The following is a 17808-nucleotide window of genomic DNA, read 5'->3' on the forward strand; positions in this document are numbered from 1 at the left end:
GAGCTGCTGGAGGGCGCGGCACTCATCGCCGAACTCGGTACGTACGGGCCGGGCGGACGAACCCACTACGAAGGGCGCTCCGGTGACCCCGACCGGCTCCACTGGACCGGCGAGAGCGCCTGACCTCGCAGTGTGGCGCAGCGAGGGGTTAGGGCCGCAAGCCCGGCCGCGACCGTGCCGGTCTTGGGTCCGTCCCGGAGCAAGCGGCCGGGGCGGTGAGGAACTTCCGCGTCGGCTTCACGGGCCGCTGCTCCTGGTGGTGGTCACCGGAGCGGCGGAGAGCCGGCCCGGTGACCACCCACCGCCGCTCGCTGGGCACCGGCCCCGAGCCCGTCGACAACCCCGGGTTGTCGCCCGAACGGGGCGACGCGCGTCGGCCTCACCGCACAACGCCTGCCGACCACCCCGGCCGCCACCGACGAGCCGGTATCCGCCCGCCCTACCGGGCGCCGCGTCCTGGGCCCCGGACCCGCCGCCCGGCGCCCGGGTCACCGGGCGGCAAGGACCGCGACCGCGGCCACGGCGGCGACGGCCGCGACCAGGACGGTGGCGACGGCGGCGGCCAGGCCCAAGGGCTTCTCCAGCCGGGGGTGGCGGTAGGCCAGGTACGCCACCCCGGCCAGGAACAGGATGCCGACCAGAAACAGGAGCAGCACAACGAGCAGGGCGAGAGCGAACAGGACAGGCGTGGGCACGGCAGGACTCCTCGGTTGGTGGGGCGGTGGGGTGATGGCGGGCTGCGGGAACAAAAAAGGCCCCGGCGGGAAACCAGGGCCTACTCATTGATGCGGGCATAAAAAAGAGCCCCCGTCAGATGAAAAGACGAGAGCTCGTTGTCTGCGGACAGACTTGTGGTGCAGTTTCTTGAACCCCTGCGGGCACGCTGGGGCTGGTCACCACTATCCGGGACCAGAGGCGCCCCGTCAAGCCTTCACACACTGACGGTGGTTGGGCCGAAACTGACACGGGGCGGCCAGCTGAGTACCTGGGCCTCCACCGCGTGGAGAGGGCATAGCCGCCAGATGACGGTGATTGTAGATTAAGTTCATTACAACCGCTAGAGGCGCTGGGCGCTTCTGTGGGCCGGCGGCGTTGACCGTCCTTGGGTCAGCGCCGGTTTCTTCGGCCGTCCGGCACGCCGGCTACTTCCCGAGAGAGGGGTCCTGGGTCGTCGTGCCCGATTGTGACGTCCGCTGCGCCGGGTGCGAGATCGAAGCGCCGAGGGGTGCCTTCTCGCGGATGCCGACGAGGCGTAGCGCGCGGCTGCGGGTGACCGCCTCGGCTCGGGCGACGTCGGCGAGGCGGTAGAGAGGGCGGCCGGTCTCGGTGAGGCCGGCGCGGGCAAGGTATCCGCGGTTGGCCCAGCTGCGGATGGCGGCGGCCCCGGCGCTGAGGAACTGGCGGGCGCGGGTGATGTGTGCGGCCGCCTCAGCGGTCGTGAGGAGATCGGTGTCCATGGGCATCCTCCAGGACACAAAAAAGCCCCTGACACCGGTCAGGGGCTCGTACGGGCACAGCTGTACTGCTGACACCAGTGTCGCGCTAAACGACGATCCTGTCCAGCGAGATGCGGCCTCCCAACCTGCCGGCAGCATGCCGAGCCGATACTCACGGCGTACGAGGTACGCCTCGGGCCGTCAAGTTCCCCGACTTCTGGCCCGCCGAGTACACAACCTTCTACATCGGCGACGAGCCGCGATCGAGGTCATCACCTTCACCTTGTTCACGCACTGCATAGCCATCGAAGCCTGCAAGAGGGCTGAGCGCCAGCGTCACCCGCGGGCCGCAGGGCTCTCGCCGGGCGTCTCCCTGCGGGCGCTGCGGGGCCCAGGGGCGTGGGCGGTGGCTCGTGATGCCTTGCGGGCGATCCTGCGCTCCCGCACGCGGGCCAGTCGGGCAAGATCGGCAGCTGTACAGAGGCGGTCGATCTCGTACTGCGTATCCAGGTCCTGATCCAGGGCGAAGCCTTCGCAGATCCTCACGATGCGAACACACCAGTTGTAGTTCGGGATCACTTTGCCGCCCAGGTACCGCTCGATCCGCAGGGTGTCGGATCCGAAGAGCAGCCACATGTCCTGGTCGAGACCGGTCCGCTCGATCATGTTTTTGAGCTGCGCGATCAGGATGTGCTGTTCACGAGGAATGTCGATCTGTACGGAGGGCGTCGACTTCCACGTTCGGTCCCTCGCCCACCGTCGCTGCTCCTCAGACCTGGCGAGACGCCGGTAGCGGTCTTTCCACTCGATTGCCTGGGCGCGGGCCTCGTGATCGGCGGGGAGGCGCTGTATCCAGCCCCAGATCGGGTCCCGTGGGTAGACACTCGCCCGTTCGTCATCGGGGTTGCCCGCCCACCATCGGAGCAGGGTGCTGACCGTCATGGCGTAGGGGAGCCGTGTGCCGGACAAAGCCGCGTAGAGGGCCGGTCGTGAGACCTCGGTGTCCGGCTGGGCGGCGATCCAGCTGACCCCGACCTTGCCCACGCCGAGTTCGCGGAGATCGAAGGCGAACTTCTCCAGATCGCCCTTACGAGGGTCGGGAATGCGCGGCCGAGCAGGCATTTCTCAAGCTCCTTCGCTTCCAGAGCATTTGATGTCTCGCGACATATTTGCACGTCCCTCAGTTGTCGGTCCCGCCCAATAAACTCCTAACGCGCCGCAGAGCGGCCTCGCCGAGGACAGAAGACGGTCTTCGACGGAGCACCGCGCCAACGGGTTCTCAGCGCACAGCAGTCCGGTCCGGTCAACTACCTGGAGGTGAAACGACTGTGGCCCCCCGCGCCAACGGGGGGCCACACAGCAGTCCGACGGGTCCATCACCTGGTCTCGAAGCAACTAACGCACTTCACGAAAGGACGAAGACCTATCAGTTCCAACCCCGAGGTTACGGGGCCGCTTGGCCTGCCGTCGACCCGCATCCCCCGTTGGAGGGCGTGGCAGATGTCCTCACGTGCCTTCATCGCCCGCCGCTCCGCGCCGGCCTGGGCTCGGACGCGATCGGTGTGGAAAGCCGTCCGCGGCTTCATCACCCGGCACCGCGTTCTGAGCACCGCCACCGGAGCTGTCCTCCTCGGACTGTTCAGTGGCTTCGGCAAAGTCTTCGGCCAGTACTTCGCCGAGGAAGTACTGGCCTGGATCACGATGCGGTTCTAACAAGCCCCGCCGTCCTCCGCCTGGTCCCGTACACGGGCTACCAGGTGGAGGACACATCGGCTTCATCACCTACCGGACCACCCACCGTTCAACCGGCCACCCCGCTGCCCGGCCCGGGCAGCACCTACCGCGCCTGGTGACCACGGGGACCACACCTGCGAGGGGGCGGGCACCTCCAAGAGGACGTCGCTGTGCTGCGCGCGACTTGCCCCGGGCTCTCGCGGGGGTGCTGGCTGCCGGTGCTCGGGCAGCCGTCGATGCTGGGGCAGGCGCAGCCGGAGGGCGGATCAGCGGGGCCCTCGAGGAAGAGCCGACGACGGTCGGCGGGCAGCGAGCGATGTCGGTGGTGGCGACGGAGCTGAGGATGTGGAGTACGCAATCGAGGTCGTCGACTTCGCCTACAAGGCCGTCGAGACCCACAAGGGGATGGAGGAAGGCGACGACGTCTTCCCAAGCTGGTCGTCGCCGAGCGCCTTCGCATAGCCGATCAGAGCGACGGACGCCGCGAAGCGCTTGAGGACCCAAGTGAAGGGCCCGCATAGGCCTCTCGTCGAAGTCGTTCACGTTGAACACGAACCGACTGTTCGCGTCCATGAGGCGGTCCAGGCGGCCTCCGACTACAAGGACATCTTCGGTGAGGGCAGGTACTTCCTGGAGCTGATGGACCACGGCATCGAGATCGAGCGCCGGGTCCGCGACGGGCTGCTGGAGATCGGCAAGAAGCTGAACATCCCGCCCCTCGTGACGAACGACTCGCACTACACCTACGCCCACGAGGCGACCGCGCACGACGCGCTGCTCTGCATCCAGACCGGCAAGAACCTCTCCGACCCCGACCGCTTCCGCTTCGACGGCACCGGCTACTACCTCAAGACGACGGAGGAGATGTACGGCGTCGACTCCTCCGACGCCTGGCAGGAGGGCTGCGCCAACACCCTCCTGGTGGCGCAGCAGATCGACACCGCCGGCATGTTCGAGAAGCGCGACCTGATGCCGAAGTTCGACATCCCGGAGGGCTTCACCGAGGTCACCTGGTTCCAGGAGGAGGTCCGGGCCGGCATGGAGCGCCGGTATCCCGGAGGCGTCCCCGAGGACCGGCAGAAGCAGGCCGAGTACGAGATGGACATCATCATCCAGATGGGGTTCCCGGGATACTTCCTCGTCGTCGCCGACTTCATCATGTGGGCCAAGAACAACGGCATCGCGGTGGGCCCCGGCCGTGGCTCCGCCGCCGGTTCGATCGTCGCGTACGCCATGGGCATCACCGACCTCGACCCGATCACCCACGGGCTGATCTTCGAGCGCTTCCTCAACCCCGAGCGCGTGTCCATGCCCGACGTCGACATCGACTTCGACGAGCGCCGGCGCGTCGAGGTGATCCGGTACGTGACCGAGAAGTACGGCGCCGACAAGGTCGCCATGATCGGCACCTACGGCAAGATCAAAGCCAAGCGGAGCTCGCTCGTGATGGTTCGGCCGACCGACAGCCCCTCCTGGAGCGCGGCAAGTTCGCCGACCTGACCTCGGATCACGTTTTTCCTGGTCAGAGCCGTGCTCCGAGATTTCACTCCGTTATTTTGAGAAAAGTTCAAATCACGTGTGACATTTCCAGGATCTTCTCGCACAGACCTCCTCTACAACCAGGCGCCTCCAGAACCATCTCGCGCGATAGGAACATCGCCGAAGTTGGCAGGGGGCCAGACCGAGGGGGGTTCTGCCATGAGGGCAGAAGACGAGATCAACGAGATCGTGACCGCGAAGCTGGCCGAGGACCAGGCGGTTCGGATCCGACACGACGCCGAGCGGATCGAGGAACTGGCCTACCACCGGTTCGAGGGACGGGATTACAAGGTGTTCGAGGGCGAGCTGTACCGGGAGGTACAGCCGATCGTGCTCGGAATGATCCGCAAAGGGACGCTCGCCCGGCTCGCCCAGAAGCATGCCGAGCGTCACGGGCGGGGATTCTTCGTACACCCCGACGACCTGCTCCTGCTGAAGAGCAGCAGCGAAGCGCGGGACACGGTCATGGTGGACATGGTGATGCAGGCGCTGAAGAAGCTTCAGCGCGACCTGAAGCAGGGGCGCGGCTGGAGGGCGGACTACAACGGCCCCCGTGGGGCCAGCTGCCTGACGTCGTACTTCATCACCCTGTGCGTCTGGATGTTCCGCCGAGCCTACGTGGAATGGGCACAGGACCGGGTGGAGTGGGCGCGGCTGCACTCCGTCTACGACTTCACGGAGGACGCGGCAAACGAGGTGGGCATCGGGCGCCTGCTCGCCACCACCGACTACGTGGTGGAGGACGTCTTCGGCACAACTTTCGAGGAGATCCTCGATGAGCAGGCGCCGGCGACTCAGGCCGTCGTGCGGCTGACGGTCATGGGTTTCGGGGGGACGGAGATCGCCGACAAGCTGAACATGCCCCACGGGACCGTGCGGAATCGGCTGACGCGCTTCAGGACGACGCTCTACCAGGCTGCGCGTGATGGCCGTATCTGGATCCCGAAGGAGCTGCACACGCGGAAGGCGCCGTGTCAGGCCGAGGAGGTTGCCGTATGAGCCGGCTCAGTTCCCTGGATGTCCGTGCGCGGACATGGCGTGCTGCCCAGATGCTGAAGGGGGCGCCGGCATACGCGCGGCGCCGGCTGACGGCCGCTGACGTATGGGTCCAGGACCACCACGCGGGTGTAGGGGTCACCGTGCTCGTGTTGCTCTGCACGGCTGTAGGGCTCCTGCTGCGGTTCCGGATGGATCAGGTAATCGAGCTGGCGCGGCAGTTCGCGCCGGTGCACCATCCTCTCCATCGCAGTCACCTCGGTCTTCAGCTCGATCAAGTGGGTCCGGAAGCGCAGGAAAGCCCGACTGACGACCACAGGGGCCGCCAGGCCGTGACGAGGGGCGGAGACGCCCCGCCGCAGGGTCCTCGGTCTGCGCTCCCACCTCAGAGCGCAGACCGAGAGTGTCCTCGGTCCTGAAGGGCTTTCCAGCCCATCACGAACCTTCAACGGTCACTTGCGGCGCCGCTCTGCGCCGGGCGGGCCGTCACCGGGCGGCGATCGGCATCACGACGGCCACCATGACAGCGATGCCGGCCACGGCGAGCGCGAGCGGCTGGATGGACCTGGGGTGCCGGTGCGCAAGTAGGCCCGTCTGGACGGTGACGACAACCACGAGGAGCGCAACGAGCAGGCCCGGATGTACCGGGAGCGTCCCCCTCGGGTGCGGCAAGGCTCGCACCATGCTGGTGCGAGCCTTCGACATGCTGGTGTGCAGGGCTCTACGCCGAGGTCATCCCGCCCATCCATGACGTGATCTTGGGCTGCTTCTGTGCCGACAGGCGGCGCCAGGTGTACACCCACGCGTCCAGGCTGGTGTTATCGACACCGCATGCCCCCAGGAACGCGAGATAGCGGTCGTAGTCCGGCACGGTCGGCTGTCCACGCAGCATGTCGCTGACCGTGCTGCGGCGCAGTACGCCGTCACTGCGCCGCTCCAGTTTCCTCAGCGAGGGCCGGCCGCCCCACACATGTACTGCCTGCAACGCCTGCTGGAGCTCGAGCGGGTTCGAGATCCCGATGGGGTCGGGCTGGCCGGCCTTCGGTACATAGGAGGGCTCGCGCCGCGCGACGGCACCTTCACCCTGCTGAGCCTTGAAGAGCCGGACGACAGAGGAGCGGATCGCCTGGAGCTCCGCCCGCTCTTTGTCGGCGATGAGCACGCCGTTCAGCAGCGTGTCCAAAGTACTCGCGCTGGGAATCCTCCGTCCGTTAAGGATTCGAGTCACCACATCCTCATCAAGGCCTGCCTGCATGGCGCGGCGGTAAGGCTGCCTACCCGCCTGGACATCCTTGTCGAAGATCTCCTTCAGGCGGACAGCGAGCGCGTGCTTGTCTACTCCGCCCACGGCCGTCCCCACTTCTTGGCCATGCGTCGGCGGCTCAGCGCCCGGGGAGTCTCGCGGATCAGACGGACCAGGGCATCGAGGGCGACTGCAGCGGCGATGGCGCCGACCACCTCGACAGGGTGGGTGAGGAACAGCCATAGCAGGACGAATGAGGCCAGGACGCCGATGGCGGCCTGGTGGAACCCGAACCTCTTGGGCTGCTCGATGGGGGCGTACACGCACCCGGGGGAGATCGGGAGGACGGGCTGGAAGACCCAGCCGACCCCCGGAATGTAGATGGGAAGCACGAGCTAACCGCCTTTCGCGGACATGGCCTGGACGCAGATGTGGAACGAGGGCTTCGCAGGTCCCTCACGCACCATCGGAGTGCGCAACATCAAGTTTGGCCGAGCCGGGACAGCAGGATCAACCTGCTTCCAAGCGGACCTCTAGGGTCCGGATAGCACGTCAGGAGTGTCGCTGTTGAACGTTCCTGACTGAGCACCAGGGTTGACAGGCGTCTTGCCGCAGCCACTCACTCCCGTTCCCCTGCCGCGCGTCCAAAAGTGTCCGGCAGCTTCCGACCACATGCTCCACGCCCTGACGGAATGCACTGGTGGGCGTATACCGCGTCCGAAAGTGTCCGACAGCGTCCGAAAGTTCGACTTCGGTAGACAATGGCAGCCAAACTCGGTGTCACACGAGCGGTTGTTTGGAATGGCCTGGACGCGCTCGATGGAGAAGTGTTTCGCAGCACTCTCCTTGTGACGGATGTCACTTTTTTGCGGAAGCCCGTGCTCACAGCGCGGGCTTCTTGCTGTTCAGCAAGCACTTTCTGCAGGTGAGCCCTCGGAGAAGACGGCGCCGCCCTCTTCTCGGCCCTGTTCTCGTATAGCTACGGCGAACGGACATGTAGCTCTGTGTGATTGCCCTGGTGCTCGTTTCTCCTTGCTGGGCGCCTCGTTGAGCTGAACGAGTGATCTCGGTCGGGGTGGAGGGAAACAGGGTGCGGCAGGACTGGGAGCCGGAAGACCTGATCGAGGTCTGGACGCTGCTGGAAGACGACATGAAGCGGGTGCGGAACAAGTCCGGGGCGACCCGGCTCGGGTTCGCGCTCTTGCTGAAGTTCTTCGAGGTGGAGGCTCGGTTCCCGGAGTCGGCCCGGGAGGTGCCGGCTGCCGCAGTGGAGTACGTGGCCCAGCAGGTGAAGGTCCCGGCCGCCGCGTGGGCGGAGTACGACTGGCAGAGCAAGGCGATCCAGCGGCATCGGGGCGAGATCCGGGCGGCGTACGGGTTCCGTGCGAACACCGAGGAGGACCAGGACCGGCTGGCCGCGTGGCTGGCGACCGAGCTCTGTCCGGTGGAGTTGTCGCGGGACCGGCTGGCGGCCGCGGTGGTGGCCCGGTGCCGCAACGACCACGTCGAACCGCCGGCGCCCGGGCAGGTGCGACGGCTGGTCGGCAAGGCGGTCAAGGACTTCGAGAAGCGGTTCTGCCGCAGCACGTTGGACCGGCTCAGCCACGCGACCCGCTCGCGGCTGGAGGACCTGATCGCGGGCGACGGCGCGGAGGCCGGGGGTGGGCGGTCGCACTTCACCGAGCTGAAGACCGACCCAGGTGCCCCGGGCCTGGAAAGCCTGCTGGCTGAGGTGAACAAGCTGGAGCGGGTGCGGCGCCTGGAACTGCCCGCTGACCTGTTCGCGGACGTGTCGGAGAAGCTGGTGGACGCCTGGCGGGCGCGGGCGTCGAAGGAGTACCCGGCGAATCTGGAGCGAATGAAGCCGCCACGGCGCCTGACACTGCTGGCCACGTTGTGCCACGTGCGGCAGACGGAGATCACCGACTCATTGGTGGACCTGTTCATCCAGCTCGTACTGAAGATCAACACGCGTGCCGAGCGGCGGGTCGAGAAGGAACTGGGGGCGGAGCTGAAGAAGGTCCGGGGCAAGGAGGCGATGCTGCTGCGGGTCGCGGAGGCGGCCCTGTCGGAGCCGTCCGGCACCGTGCGGCGGGTGATCTTCCCGGTGGTGGGCGGAGAAAAGACGCTGAAGGCCCTGGCGGCGGAGGCCGCGGCGAACGAGGCCCGCTACAAGGCCCGGGTCCGCACCGTGTTGCGCTCCTCGTATTCGGCGCACTGGCGGCGGATGCTGTCGCCGCTGCTGCGGGCGCTGGAGCTGAAGTGCAACAACACCGCCTACCGGCCGGTGATGGACGCGATCGACCTGCTGAAGCGGTATCTGGAGCAGCCGTTGAAGGAGGGCGCGTTCTTCGATGCGGCGGAGACGGTGCCACTGGAGGGGGTGGTGCCCGAGCAGTGGCGGGCGGCGGTCGTCGACGACAAGGGCCGGGTGGAGCGCGTCCCGTACGAGCTGTGCGTGCTCGTGGCACTGCGGGACGCGCTGCGCCGGCGGGAGATCTGGGTGGTGGGCGCGAACCGGTGGCGTAACCCGGAGGACGACCTGCCCGCCGACTTCGAGGACAACCGCGACGTCCACTACGCCGCCCTGGGCCAGCCGCAGGACGCCGGCGAGTTCATCGCCACCCTCCAGGGCAGGCTCCGCACGTCGCTGGACCGCTTCGAGCAGGCTCTGGCGGAGGGCACCACGGGCGGGGTCGCGATCGTCAGGAAGCACGGCGAGCCGTGGATCCGGGTCTCTCCGCGCGGCAAGCAGGACGAGCCGGAGTCCCTGGTGGCGATCAAGACGGAGATCGAACGGCGCTGGGGCACCATCGACCTGCTGGACATCCTGAAGTACGCCGAGTTCGACACGGACTTCATCGCCGAGTTCACCTCGGTCGCCACCCGCGAGAACCTGTCCAAGGACGTCCTGCGGCGCCGGCTGCTGCTGGTGCTGTTCGGCCTGGGCACCAACATGGGCATCAAGCGGGTCGCGGTGACCGGCAAGCACGGCGAGTCCGAGGCGACGCTGCGCCGGGTGCGGCACCTGTTCGTCAACCGGGCCAACATGCGCGCCGCCCTGCGCAAGCTGGTCAACGCCACCTTCGCCGCCCGCGACGAGATGTGGTGGGGCACCGGCACCGCGTGCGCCTCCGACAGCCGCAAGTTCGGCGCCTGGTCCTCGAACCTGATGACCGAGTGGCACCAGCGCTACCGCGGCCCCGGCGTGATGATCTACTGGCATGTCGAGCGGAAGTCGGTGTGCATCTACTCCCAGCTCAAGTCCTGTTCGGCCTCCGAGGTCGCCTCGATGATCGAGGGCGTGCTGCGGCACTGCACCGACATGGAGGCCGACCGGCAGTACACCGACACCCACGGTGCGTCCATCGTCGGCTTCGCCTTCGCCCACATGCTCGACTTCAAGCTCATGCCCAGGCTGAAGAACATCGGCTCCGCGAAGCTGTACCGTCCGGCCGCAGGCGAGGACGACAACTGGCCGAACCTCGCGCCGGTGCTGTCGACCAAGACGATCAACTGGGACCTGATCCGCCAGCAGTACGACCAGATCGTGAAGTACACCACCGCCCTGCGCCTGGGCACCGCCGAGGCCGAGCAGGTTCTGCGCCGCTTCACCCGCGGCGGGCCCAAGCACCCCACCTACCAGGCGATCGAGGAACTGGGGCGGGCGGTGCGCACGGCGTTCGTCTGCGATTACCTGGCCGACGTCGAGCTGCGCCAGGAGATCCACGAGGGCTTGCAGGTCGTCGAGAACTGGAACAGCGCGAACAAGGGCCTCTTCTACGGCAAGGACGGCGACCTGGCCGGGGCGGACAAGGAGTCCCAGGAGGTGTCCATGCTCGCCCTGCACCTGCTCCAGTCCGCCCTGGTGCACGTCAACACGCTGCTGATGCAGCAGGTCCTCGCCGACGAGAAGTGGGCCGACATGCTCACCGACGCCGACCGTCGGGCCCTGTCACCGCTGTTCTGGACGCACGTCAACCCCTACGGCCGGTTCGAGCTGGACATGAACAGCCGCCTTCAGCTGGACCTGACCGCCACGGCCGTGCCCGGCCCGCGCAGCCCGCAGGACGAGGCGGCACCGGCCGGGAGGTGACGCCGCAGTGCGGTTCTAGACGCGGGCGGCCGGAGCGTTCTGCTCCAGTCGGGCGCCCAGAGTGTCGGCGAAGTCCTCGGCGCGTTCCAACTGGATGCGCAGCTTCTCCACCTGCTCGGTGGCGGCCTGCTGGTAGGTCCGCACGCGCTCCAGCAGGGCCTCGCGCTCGTCGGTGTCGGGAGCGTCGTCGCTGTCGAGGCGGTCGGTGGCGTCCAGGAGGTTGCGCATCTGGTCCAGGGTGAAGCCGAGCGGCTTCATCCGGCGGATGACCATGAGTCGCTGGACGTCGGTCTCGGTGTAGAGGCGGAAGCCGCCCTGGGAGCGGGCGGAGGGGATGACCAGGCCGGTCTCCTCGTAGTGCCGGATGGTGCGCAGCGACAGCTCCGTTCGCGCGGCGACCTCGCCGATCTGCATGTGCTTGTCGTCCACGCCCGTATCCCTGGCCCTTCCCGTTGTGGCGGGCCGCGTCCCGTGCGACCCCACCGACCTCTACTCTAACGTTAGGGTAGAGTTGATGATGGTGAGGGCGGCCCGGCTGCCCCGCTACTGCCGTTCCGGGGCCGATGGCGCCCCCGGCGAAGATCCGATTCTTGCAGGAGAGAGCGTGCGCGAGCCCATGACGCCGACCGCCGCCGCCTGCCCGCCGTGACCCTTCGCCTTCGGACGTGACCCACCCGGCCGGGCACCGCCCAGGCCCCCGGCTCGCGTCCTCCACGACTTCCCGGCCCGACTCGGGCCGCCCGCGGGATGCCGGCCGGTTTCCCGCGCCTTCTCCCGCACGCTCCCGGCCCGTCCGGCAGTGTGCCCGAGCACGACAGGTACGCATCTCCTTGTCTTCTGCTGCTGTGACTCCCGCCGCGCGGCTGCGCGGCCTCAAGCCTGACTGGCTGAACAACCCCAAGGTCTGGCGCACCGAGGTCCTGGCCGGCCTGGTCGTCGCCCTCGCGCTGATCCCCGAGGCAATCTCCTTCTCGATCATCGCCGGTGTCGACCCCGCGGTTGGCCTGTTCGCCTCCTTCACCATGGCCGTGGTCATCTCCATCGTCGGCGGCAGGCGTGCGATGATCTCCGCCGCCACCGGCGCCATCGCCCTGGTCATCGCCCCGCTCAACCGCGAGCACGGCCTGGGCTACCTGATCGCCGCGGTCATCCTGGCCGGTGTCATCCAGGTGATCCTGGGTGCGCTCGGGGTGGCGAAGCTGATGCGGTTCGTGCCGCGCTCGGTGATGGTCGGCTTCGTCAACGCCCTCGCCATCCTGATCTTCATGGCGCAGGTGCCCGAGATGCACGACGTGCCGTGGGCGGTGTACCCGCTGATCATCGGCGGGCTCGCGCTCATGGTGTTCTTCCCGAAGGTCACCAAGGTGATCCCGGCTCCGCTGGTGGCGATCGTCATCCTGACCGTCATCACGGTCGCGGCCGGGATTGCGGTGCCGACCGTCGGCGACAAGGGCGAACTGCCCTCTTCGCTGCCGGTGCCGGGCCTGCCGGACGTTCCCTTCACCCTGGACACCCTGACCACCATCGCCCCGTACGCGTTCGCGATGGCGCTGGTCGGCCTGATGGAGTCGCTGATGACGGCCAAGCTGGTCGACGAGATCACCGACACCCACTCCTCCAAGACCCGTGAGTCCATCGGCCAGGGCATCGCCAACATCGTCACCGGCTTCTTCGGCGGCATGGGCGGCTGCGCCATGATCGGCCAGACGATGATCAACGTGAAGGTCTCCGGCGCCCGCACCCGCCTCTCCACGTTCCTGGCGGGCTCGTTCCTGATGGTGCTGTGCATCGTTTTCGGCCCGGTCGTTTCCGACATCCCCATGGCCGCCCTGGTAGCCGTGATGGTGATGGTGGCCTTCGCGACGTTCGACTGGCACTCCATCGCGCCCAAGACCCTCAAGCGGATGCCGGCCGGTGAGATCGCCGTTATGGCCATCACCGTGATCGTGGTGGTCGCCACCGACAACCTCGCCATCGGCGTCGTCGTCGGCTCCGTCACCGCGATGGTCATCTTCGCCAAGCGGGTCGCCCACCTCGCCCGCGTGCACAGCGTCCTCGACCCCGACGGCACCACGGTCGTCTACCGGGTCACCGGCGAGCTGTTCTTCGCCTCCTCCAACGACCTCGTCGGCCAGTTCGACTACGCCGGCGACCCGGACAAGATCGTCATCGACCTGTCCGAGGCCCACGTCTGGGACGCCTCCTCCGTGGCTGCCCTGGACGCGATCGAGACGAAGTACGCCCAGCGCGGCAAGACCGTGGAAATCACCGGGCTGAACGACCTGAGCGCCGACCTCCACGGCAAGCTCACCGGCGAACTCACCGGCAGCCACTGACCCCCGGCACCACACCCCCACAGCACAGGACCCCGGCCGCCACCGGCCGGGGTCCTGTCGTCTCTTCCCAGCGCCCTACGCCGGCGAAGGACCCCGATAGGTGCCGAAGGTCCACAAGTTGCCCTCCGGGTCCTGCACCGTGCACACGTATGCCGCAGTCCCCGACCCGAACCGCGTCTCGTGCGGCGCTTCGAGGACCTCGCCGCCCGCGTCCACCACTCGCCGGTGCACCGCGTCCACCTCGTCGCTCACCACGTAGACCGCGCTGGTGCCCGCCCGCATCCGCCCGTGCACGCTGTCCGTGTGCCGGGTTGAGCCGAACACCAGCGCACCACCGCCAGGCCAGCGCAGCTCCGCGTGCCCGACCCCGCCGTGCTCATCCGGCGCAGCGACCACCTGCTCGAACCCCAGCACGTCGACCAGGAAGCGCAGCGCCGCCTTCGTGTCGTCGTAGTGCAGGACCGGCCAGACGGAGGATGGGGAGGCATCGGGCGACATGCCGCTCATCGTAGGCAGGCAGGCACCACACCCCAAGAGCCCCACGGCCGCCGACGCGACACCTGGGCTCTCACAAACGGCCCTTTGCCCAAGCAAGATCAACGACTGTCCGCCGGAGTCCACTTGATCTTCGATCGGTTCTCAGAACCCGTTCTCACCCAAAAGTGAGCGGGACCCCCTTCTGAGACTTGCATTGTGCGAAAATCTGGGCCATGACGGACCCTCAGCAGCCTTTCCCGTCCGACCGGTCGGACGCGGACGACGTCGAACGGCACACCTGTCCGAAGTGTGACGCACAGCCGGGCTCGCCGTGCCGCTCGCGCGGCGGCGCGGTCACCTCCGCCTACCACACCGGCCGCTTCACCAAGGTGCCCCGCCTCACGAAGGAACTGAGGGTGCCCACCCCGGCCGACCGCGCACCCGGCCAGCCGTGGCGGCCCGGCACCCCGCCCCCAGCACCCATCAACCCCGACCTGCCGAGCGCCGACATCCGCATCGGCTACGCGAGATGCTCGCACCGAAGCCAAGAACTCGACTCGCAGCTGGACGCTCTCACCGCCCACGGCATCCCCAGGGACAAGATCTTCAGCGAGAAGATCAGCATCCGTCTGCGGGTGAGGCCCCAGTTCGAACAGGCGCTGAAGACCGCGCGGGAGATCAAGGCGCACGCCCCGCACTGCCGGGTCATCTTCACCGTGTACGAGATGAAGCGACTTGGCCGCGACGCCGCCGAGCTCACCGCGCTCGCCGACCACCTCACCGCCCACGGCCTGGTCCTGGAGATGCTCGCCGGTCCGCTGCCCGGTATCTACGACCCGACCGGGCCGGGCAAGCTGCTGTTCGCGTTCTTCGCGGCGATGGCGGAGACCGAGCGGGAGAACATCCGCGAGTCCACCCTCGAAGGGCTCGACACCGCGGCCCGCAAGGGCAAGCACGGCGGCCGGCCGCCGGTCATCACCGACGACATGCTGCACACCGTGCTGCGGCGCAGGGCGCTCGGGGAGTCCGTCGAGCAGATCCAGCCCGACCTGATCATCCCCACCGGCAAGCGCAAGGGACAGAACCCCTCCGTCGCCAGCATCTACCGGGCCCTCGCCGAACACGCCAAGCGAGAGGCATACCCCGAAGCAATCGCGGGCGCGCACGCCGACTTCGCCGCCCTGAACAACGGAGCGGTCCCCGAGCCTCGCACTCAAGCAGAGGCCCTGAAATCACGCTGAGCTACATGTCCCCTCGCCGTAGCTATACGAGAACAGGGCCTTCTCCGAGGTTCCCGCTCGCATGCCTGATTCCAGCGTCGGCGACACCCGTGATGGGAGCGCCATCCTTTCCGCGGGCGTGCGGTGTGAGTCAGCAGAGTCGCGGGGCGGCAAGACGCCTCGGTGTCTCGGGCTGCCACCCGGCAGCAGCACCAATGGCGCGGGCCTCGTCGGAGACAGCTGCCCGGAAAGCTGCTCCAAGCGCTCGGCGCCGGCTTCCCGCCGGTCGCCGCCGCCTCCCATCCTGCACGGAACGCGGCCCTGTCGAGCGCGGCCCGGACATCGCAGAGCGCGAGGAGCCCGGCCTCAAGGACGTCCAAGGGCGCCGGGGCGGAGCGGCGTGGTGCCGGGCTCTTCTCTGCCGTGGTCACCTCAAGTTCCAGTTCCTGCGCCGCCGCATTGAGGGACGCGACGGTGACCTTTCCGCCGTCCGCCTCCGCCCTCTCCAGCACCTCGCGGGCCACGTCCTGCCCGTGGGTCTCGACGATCGGTGCCAGGACCTTGGCCTGTGCGGGCAGCCGGGGCCGGCTCGTCGCCTTGCTGAGCGGCGCCACCAGGGCGAGACGCTTGCCGAAGGCGGCGCGGGAGGCACATGTCCGCATGGAGCAGTGGGAACGGGGCCATGGAGAAGGCGCGCCGTGAGCGGAAGAAGGCCGAGGAAGGCCAGCGCCTTGCTCCGGAACAGGCGAGCGGGAGGAGCGTGACCGCTAGGCCGTGGAAGCGGCGACCGCGTGGTGGGGCCGGCTGTCAAGGCGGCGGTAGCCTGTCGGCCTGCAACGCGCAGGAGCGGACGCACCGGAGGGCGGCACCCGGTGCGGGTACCGCCCTCCATCGTCACAGCCTTGTGGCATCAGCGGACGAGTTCGTCATCATCGCGAGCCAGCAAATACCTGGTGGCTACCTCGGATTCCCCCACGATGCGGAGGATCATGTTCCCATAGCCTTGCGCATAGCCGTTCAACTCGCCCCTATTTAAAGGCCGATAGAGGATGATGTACTGCCACGCGTGGTTTCCAGGCCCTTTGGTGTCTAGGTCGTCCTCGTCTCGGTGCTCAGCCGCATCGAGCTGGTGACGCTTCTCCTTCGTCAGCCCTCGCCGCCAAAGCAAGTGCTGGGCACGTCCCTCATCTGGATCCACCGAGTTGTCGGGAGCGCGAGACAGCCCGGTCTCGATGACAGTAAGGATGTCTTCGAAGACATCTCTGTTCAGTTGCCCAGCATCGGCCATCGCTGCAGCACTGAAGCGGAAGGGTATGGAGCTCACAGCTCAGTTATAACCCAGCTACTGTCAGTTGCCGCCACGCTTGCGGACGTTGAGCCCGAAGCGGCGACGCACTTCCGTGCCATCCACGGCGTCCTCAGCTGCGTCGTCGGCAAGACTCACGGCTAGGTTCGTTAGCGAGATCGCTTCCACCTGCGCACCGGCAAGCGGCTGGATGACGGCAACAAACTTCCCGTGCTTGGTGACGACCGCCGGCCGGTTGGACTCGTTCAGCTCTCGCATGATCTGGCTGGCACTGTTGGCGAGCTCGCGCATCGTGACGATGCGGGCGTTTCCCAGACTGATATCAGGCATGGGCCTACCTCCCTTCCGAGAATGTACCTACAATTATGCCCACAACCAAGCGACAAATGCAGGCCCAAATCAGTCATCCACAGCTACCGCAAGCTGTTGGCCCTTCAGGCATCGGAGTGTGTCACCAGTCATGGCCCTTGGCGATCCCGCACCTCCTGACCAGCCCCAACAAGAGGATCATGGCGCATCTGTGCGGGGAGCTGCCCGCTGGATGGTGACCTCATTTGCCGCCATCGGAGCAGTCTTAGTGGCCAGTATCCAGATCCAGACTGTGATGCAGGTCACATCGCAAGCTCATCTGATAGTGGCGCTCAGCGCTGCCTTGATGGCTCTACTGGCAACGGGCTGGGTGATCGTCTACGCCTCTCGAGTGCTTATTGCACCGTCGCTGACCTGGTCTGATCTGATCACCAGAGAGACACGGCTGATGATCTCAGACAGGCAGGTCACACCACTCCAACGGTTGACCAGAGGCGGGCTGAGCGATCCTTTGCTGGCAGAGCTCGCGGCCTCGACTCAGATGCAGCCCATTCAAGTAAACAGCCCGCGGGATCTGCGAGAGCAGCTACTGGCTGCCCGCAAGGACCTCGCCGCGCATCCTAGTGAGGGCCTGCGCGAGCAGGTGGCCCAGCTCGAAGCTGTCGCGGACGTCTGTCTACGCCAGGCCAACGCTTGGCTGTCGCGGCAGTTGTACGGCCGACTCACGAAGGTTCTAGCGGCCGCAGGCACAGTCATCTGTTTAAGCCTGGCTGGGTTCATGTGGGCCTCACACCCGCCTGAGGAGCCGCCGAAGGTGACGAAGCCCTTCCCCGTCCAGGTGTTCCTCAGTGGATCCGCTGCGAAGCTCAAGGCCGCAGGGCTCAAGACAGCGTGCTTCAACATGGTGCTTAAAGGATCGGCAGTAGGCGGGGACCTCAGCCAGCCTGACGTCACGACCCTGCCTCAGGGGCAATGTGCAGCGGGCCACTTCGAGGTCACCGAGGAGCTAGGCGTCGCTGTCCCGGTGTCTGCCAGTTGAGTGGTGAACTACAGCCCCCAGTAACTCAGGCAGCCTCAGCTGTAAGGACCTCCCCCGTGATTCAGCGGTCCAACTCG

General features: G+C 67.1%; 17 protein-coding genes and 2 pseudogenes. 7 read left to right on the forward strand and 12 right to left on the reverse strand.

From position 1 onward, the window contains the following. Nucleotides 1-488: 488 nt before the first annotated feature. The 3 genes from ACF1FZ_RS32150 to ACF1FZ_RS32160 form a co-directional block, all read right to left on the reverse strand. Entirely contained in the window at nt 489-695 is a 207-nt protein-coding gene (locus ACF1FZ_RS32150; RefSeq protein WP_391776910.1) for a hypothetical protein, read from the reverse strand. Nucleotides 696-1142: 447 nt separating this feature from the next. Then, nucleotides 1143-1457, reverse strand: a complete 315-nt coding sequence (locus ACF1FZ_RS32155; protein ID WP_391776911.1) for a MerR family transcriptional regulator — start codon at nt 1455-1457, stop codon at nt 1143-1145. 315 nt (nt 1458-1772) lie between these two features. Further along, a complete protein-coding gene (locus tag ACF1FZ_RS32160) occupies nt 1773-2558 on the reverse strand; it encodes a hypothetical protein (RefSeq protein WP_391776912.1) in 786 nt (261 codons plus the stop codon). Nucleotides 2559-2936: 378 nt separating this feature from the next. Between ACF1FZ_RS32160 and ACF1FZ_RS32165 the strand changes: the two genes are divergently transcribed. After that, nucleotides 2937-3149, forward strand: coding sequence for a hypothetical protein (locus ACF1FZ_RS32165; RefSeq protein WP_391776913.1), 213 nt, complete (start codon nt 2937-2939; stop codon nt 3147-3149). Nucleotides 3150-3601: 452 nt separating this feature from the next. Here the strand turns inward: ACF1FZ_RS32165 and ACF1FZ_RS32170 are convergent. Beyond that, nucleotides 3602-3743: pseudogene (locus ACF1FZ_RS32170) on the reverse strand (DUF2252 family protein); the annotation flags it as partial. Here ACF1FZ_RS32170 and ACF1FZ_RS32175 point away from each other — a divergent pair. Beyond that, a pseudogene (locus tag ACF1FZ_RS32175) lies at nt 3744-4607 on the forward strand (DNA polymerase III subunit alpha); the annotation flags it as partial. A 261-nt stretch (nt 4608-4868) separates the two neighbouring features. Then, nucleotides 4869-5708 carry a hypothetical protein gene (locus ACF1FZ_RS32180; RefSeq protein WP_391776914.1) on the forward strand — a complete coding sequence of 280 codons (840 nt, stop codon included), beginning with the start codon at nt 4869-4871 and terminating at the stop codon, nt 5706-5708. Here ACF1FZ_RS32180 and ACF1FZ_RS32185 read toward each other — a convergent pair. From ACF1FZ_RS32185 to ACF1FZ_RS32200, 4 genes are all read right to left on the reverse strand, one after another. Beyond that, entirely contained in the window at nt 5684-5983 is a 300-nt protein-coding gene (locus ACF1FZ_RS32185; RefSeq protein WP_391776915.1) for a hypothetical protein, read from the reverse strand. The genes ACF1FZ_RS32180 and ACF1FZ_RS32185 overlap by 25 nt on opposite strands. A gap of 208 nt (nt 5984-6191) precedes the next feature. After that, entirely contained in the window at nt 6192-6389 is a 198-nt protein-coding gene (locus ACF1FZ_RS32190) for a hypothetical protein (protein ID WP_391776916.1), read from the reverse strand. Between the two features lie 37 nt (nt 6390-6426). Further along, nucleotides 6427-7053, reverse strand: a complete 627-nt coding sequence (locus ACF1FZ_RS32195; RefSeq protein ID WP_391776917.1) for a hypothetical protein — start codon at nt 7051-7053, stop codon at nt 6427-6429. After that, the gene (locus tag ACF1FZ_RS32200; protein WP_391776918.1) at nt 7041-7340 is read right to left on the reverse strand and encodes a hypothetical protein; all 300 of its coding nucleotides are present in this window, start codon (nt 7338-7340) and stop codon (nt 7041-7043) included. Before ACF1FZ_RS32200 ends, ACF1FZ_RS32195 begins: the two co-directional genes overlap by 13 nt. A 698-nt stretch (nt 7341-8038) precedes the next feature. Between ACF1FZ_RS32200 and ACF1FZ_RS32205 the strand changes: the two genes are divergently transcribed. Beyond that, a complete protein-coding gene (locus ACF1FZ_RS32205) occupies nt 8039-11044 on the forward strand; it encodes a Tn3 family transposase (RefSeq protein ID WP_391776919.1) in 3006 nt (1001 codons plus the stop codon). A gap of 15 nt (nt 11045-11059) precedes the next feature. On the opposite strand, the gene ACF1FZ_RS32210 is transcribed toward ACF1FZ_RS32205, so the two are convergent. Continuing rightward, on the reverse strand, nt 11060-11473 hold the full coding sequence (locus tag ACF1FZ_RS32210; protein WP_391776920.1) for a MerR family transcriptional regulator: 414 nt from the start codon (nt 11471-11473) through the stop codon (nt 11060-11062). A 416-nt stretch (nt 11474-11889) separates the two neighbouring features. Here ACF1FZ_RS32210 and ACF1FZ_RS32215 point away from each other — a divergent pair, with 416 nt between their 5' ends. Then, nucleotides 11890-13380, forward strand: coding sequence for a SulP family inorganic anion transporter (locus tag ACF1FZ_RS32215; RefSeq protein WP_391776921.1), 1491 nt, complete (start codon nt 11890-11892; stop codon nt 13378-13380). 75 nt (nt 13381-13455) lie between these two features. Here the strand turns inward: ACF1FZ_RS32215 and ACF1FZ_RS32220 are convergent, their stop codons facing one another. Next, nucleotides 13456-13878 (reverse strand): VOC family protein, encoded by a 423-nt coding sequence (locus ACF1FZ_RS32220; RefSeq protein WP_391776922.1) that lies wholly within the window; start codon nt 13876-13878, stop codon nt 13456-13458. Nucleotides 13879-14090: 212 nt separating this feature from the next. Between ACF1FZ_RS32220 and ACF1FZ_RS32225 the strand changes: the two genes are divergently transcribed. Beyond that, nucleotides 14091-15098, forward strand: coding sequence for a recombinase family protein (locus tag ACF1FZ_RS32225; protein ID WP_391776923.1), 1008 nt, complete (start codon nt 14091-14093; stop codon nt 15096-15098). 889 nt (nt 15099-15987) lie between these two features. Here ACF1FZ_RS32225 and ACF1FZ_RS32230 read toward each other — a convergent pair. Both ACF1FZ_RS32230 and ACF1FZ_RS32235 read right to left on the reverse strand, forming a co-directional pair. Continuing rightward, entirely contained in the window at nt 15988-16401 is a 414-nt protein-coding gene (locus tag ACF1FZ_RS32230) for a hypothetical protein (protein WP_391776924.1), read from the reverse strand. A 24-nt stretch (nt 16402-16425) separates the two neighbouring features. After that, nucleotides 16426-16713, reverse strand: coding sequence for a hypothetical protein (locus tag ACF1FZ_RS32235; protein WP_391776925.1), 288 nt, complete (start codon nt 16711-16713; stop codon nt 16426-16428). A 247-nt stretch (nt 16714-16960) separates the two neighbouring features. Between ACF1FZ_RS32235 and ACF1FZ_RS32240 the strand changes: the two genes are divergently transcribed. After that, the gene (locus ACF1FZ_RS32240) at nt 16961-17731 is read left to right on the forward strand and encodes a hypothetical protein (protein WP_391776926.1); all 771 of its coding nucleotides are present in this window, start codon (nt 16961-16963) and stop codon (nt 17729-17731) included. Nucleotides 17732-17808: the final 77 nt, after the last annotated feature.

The sequence above is a fragment of the Streptomyces sp. NPDC014623 genome (assembly GCF_043088245.1).
Lineage (GTDB): Bacteria > Actinomycetota > Actinomycetes > Streptomycetales > Streptomycetaceae > Streptomyces.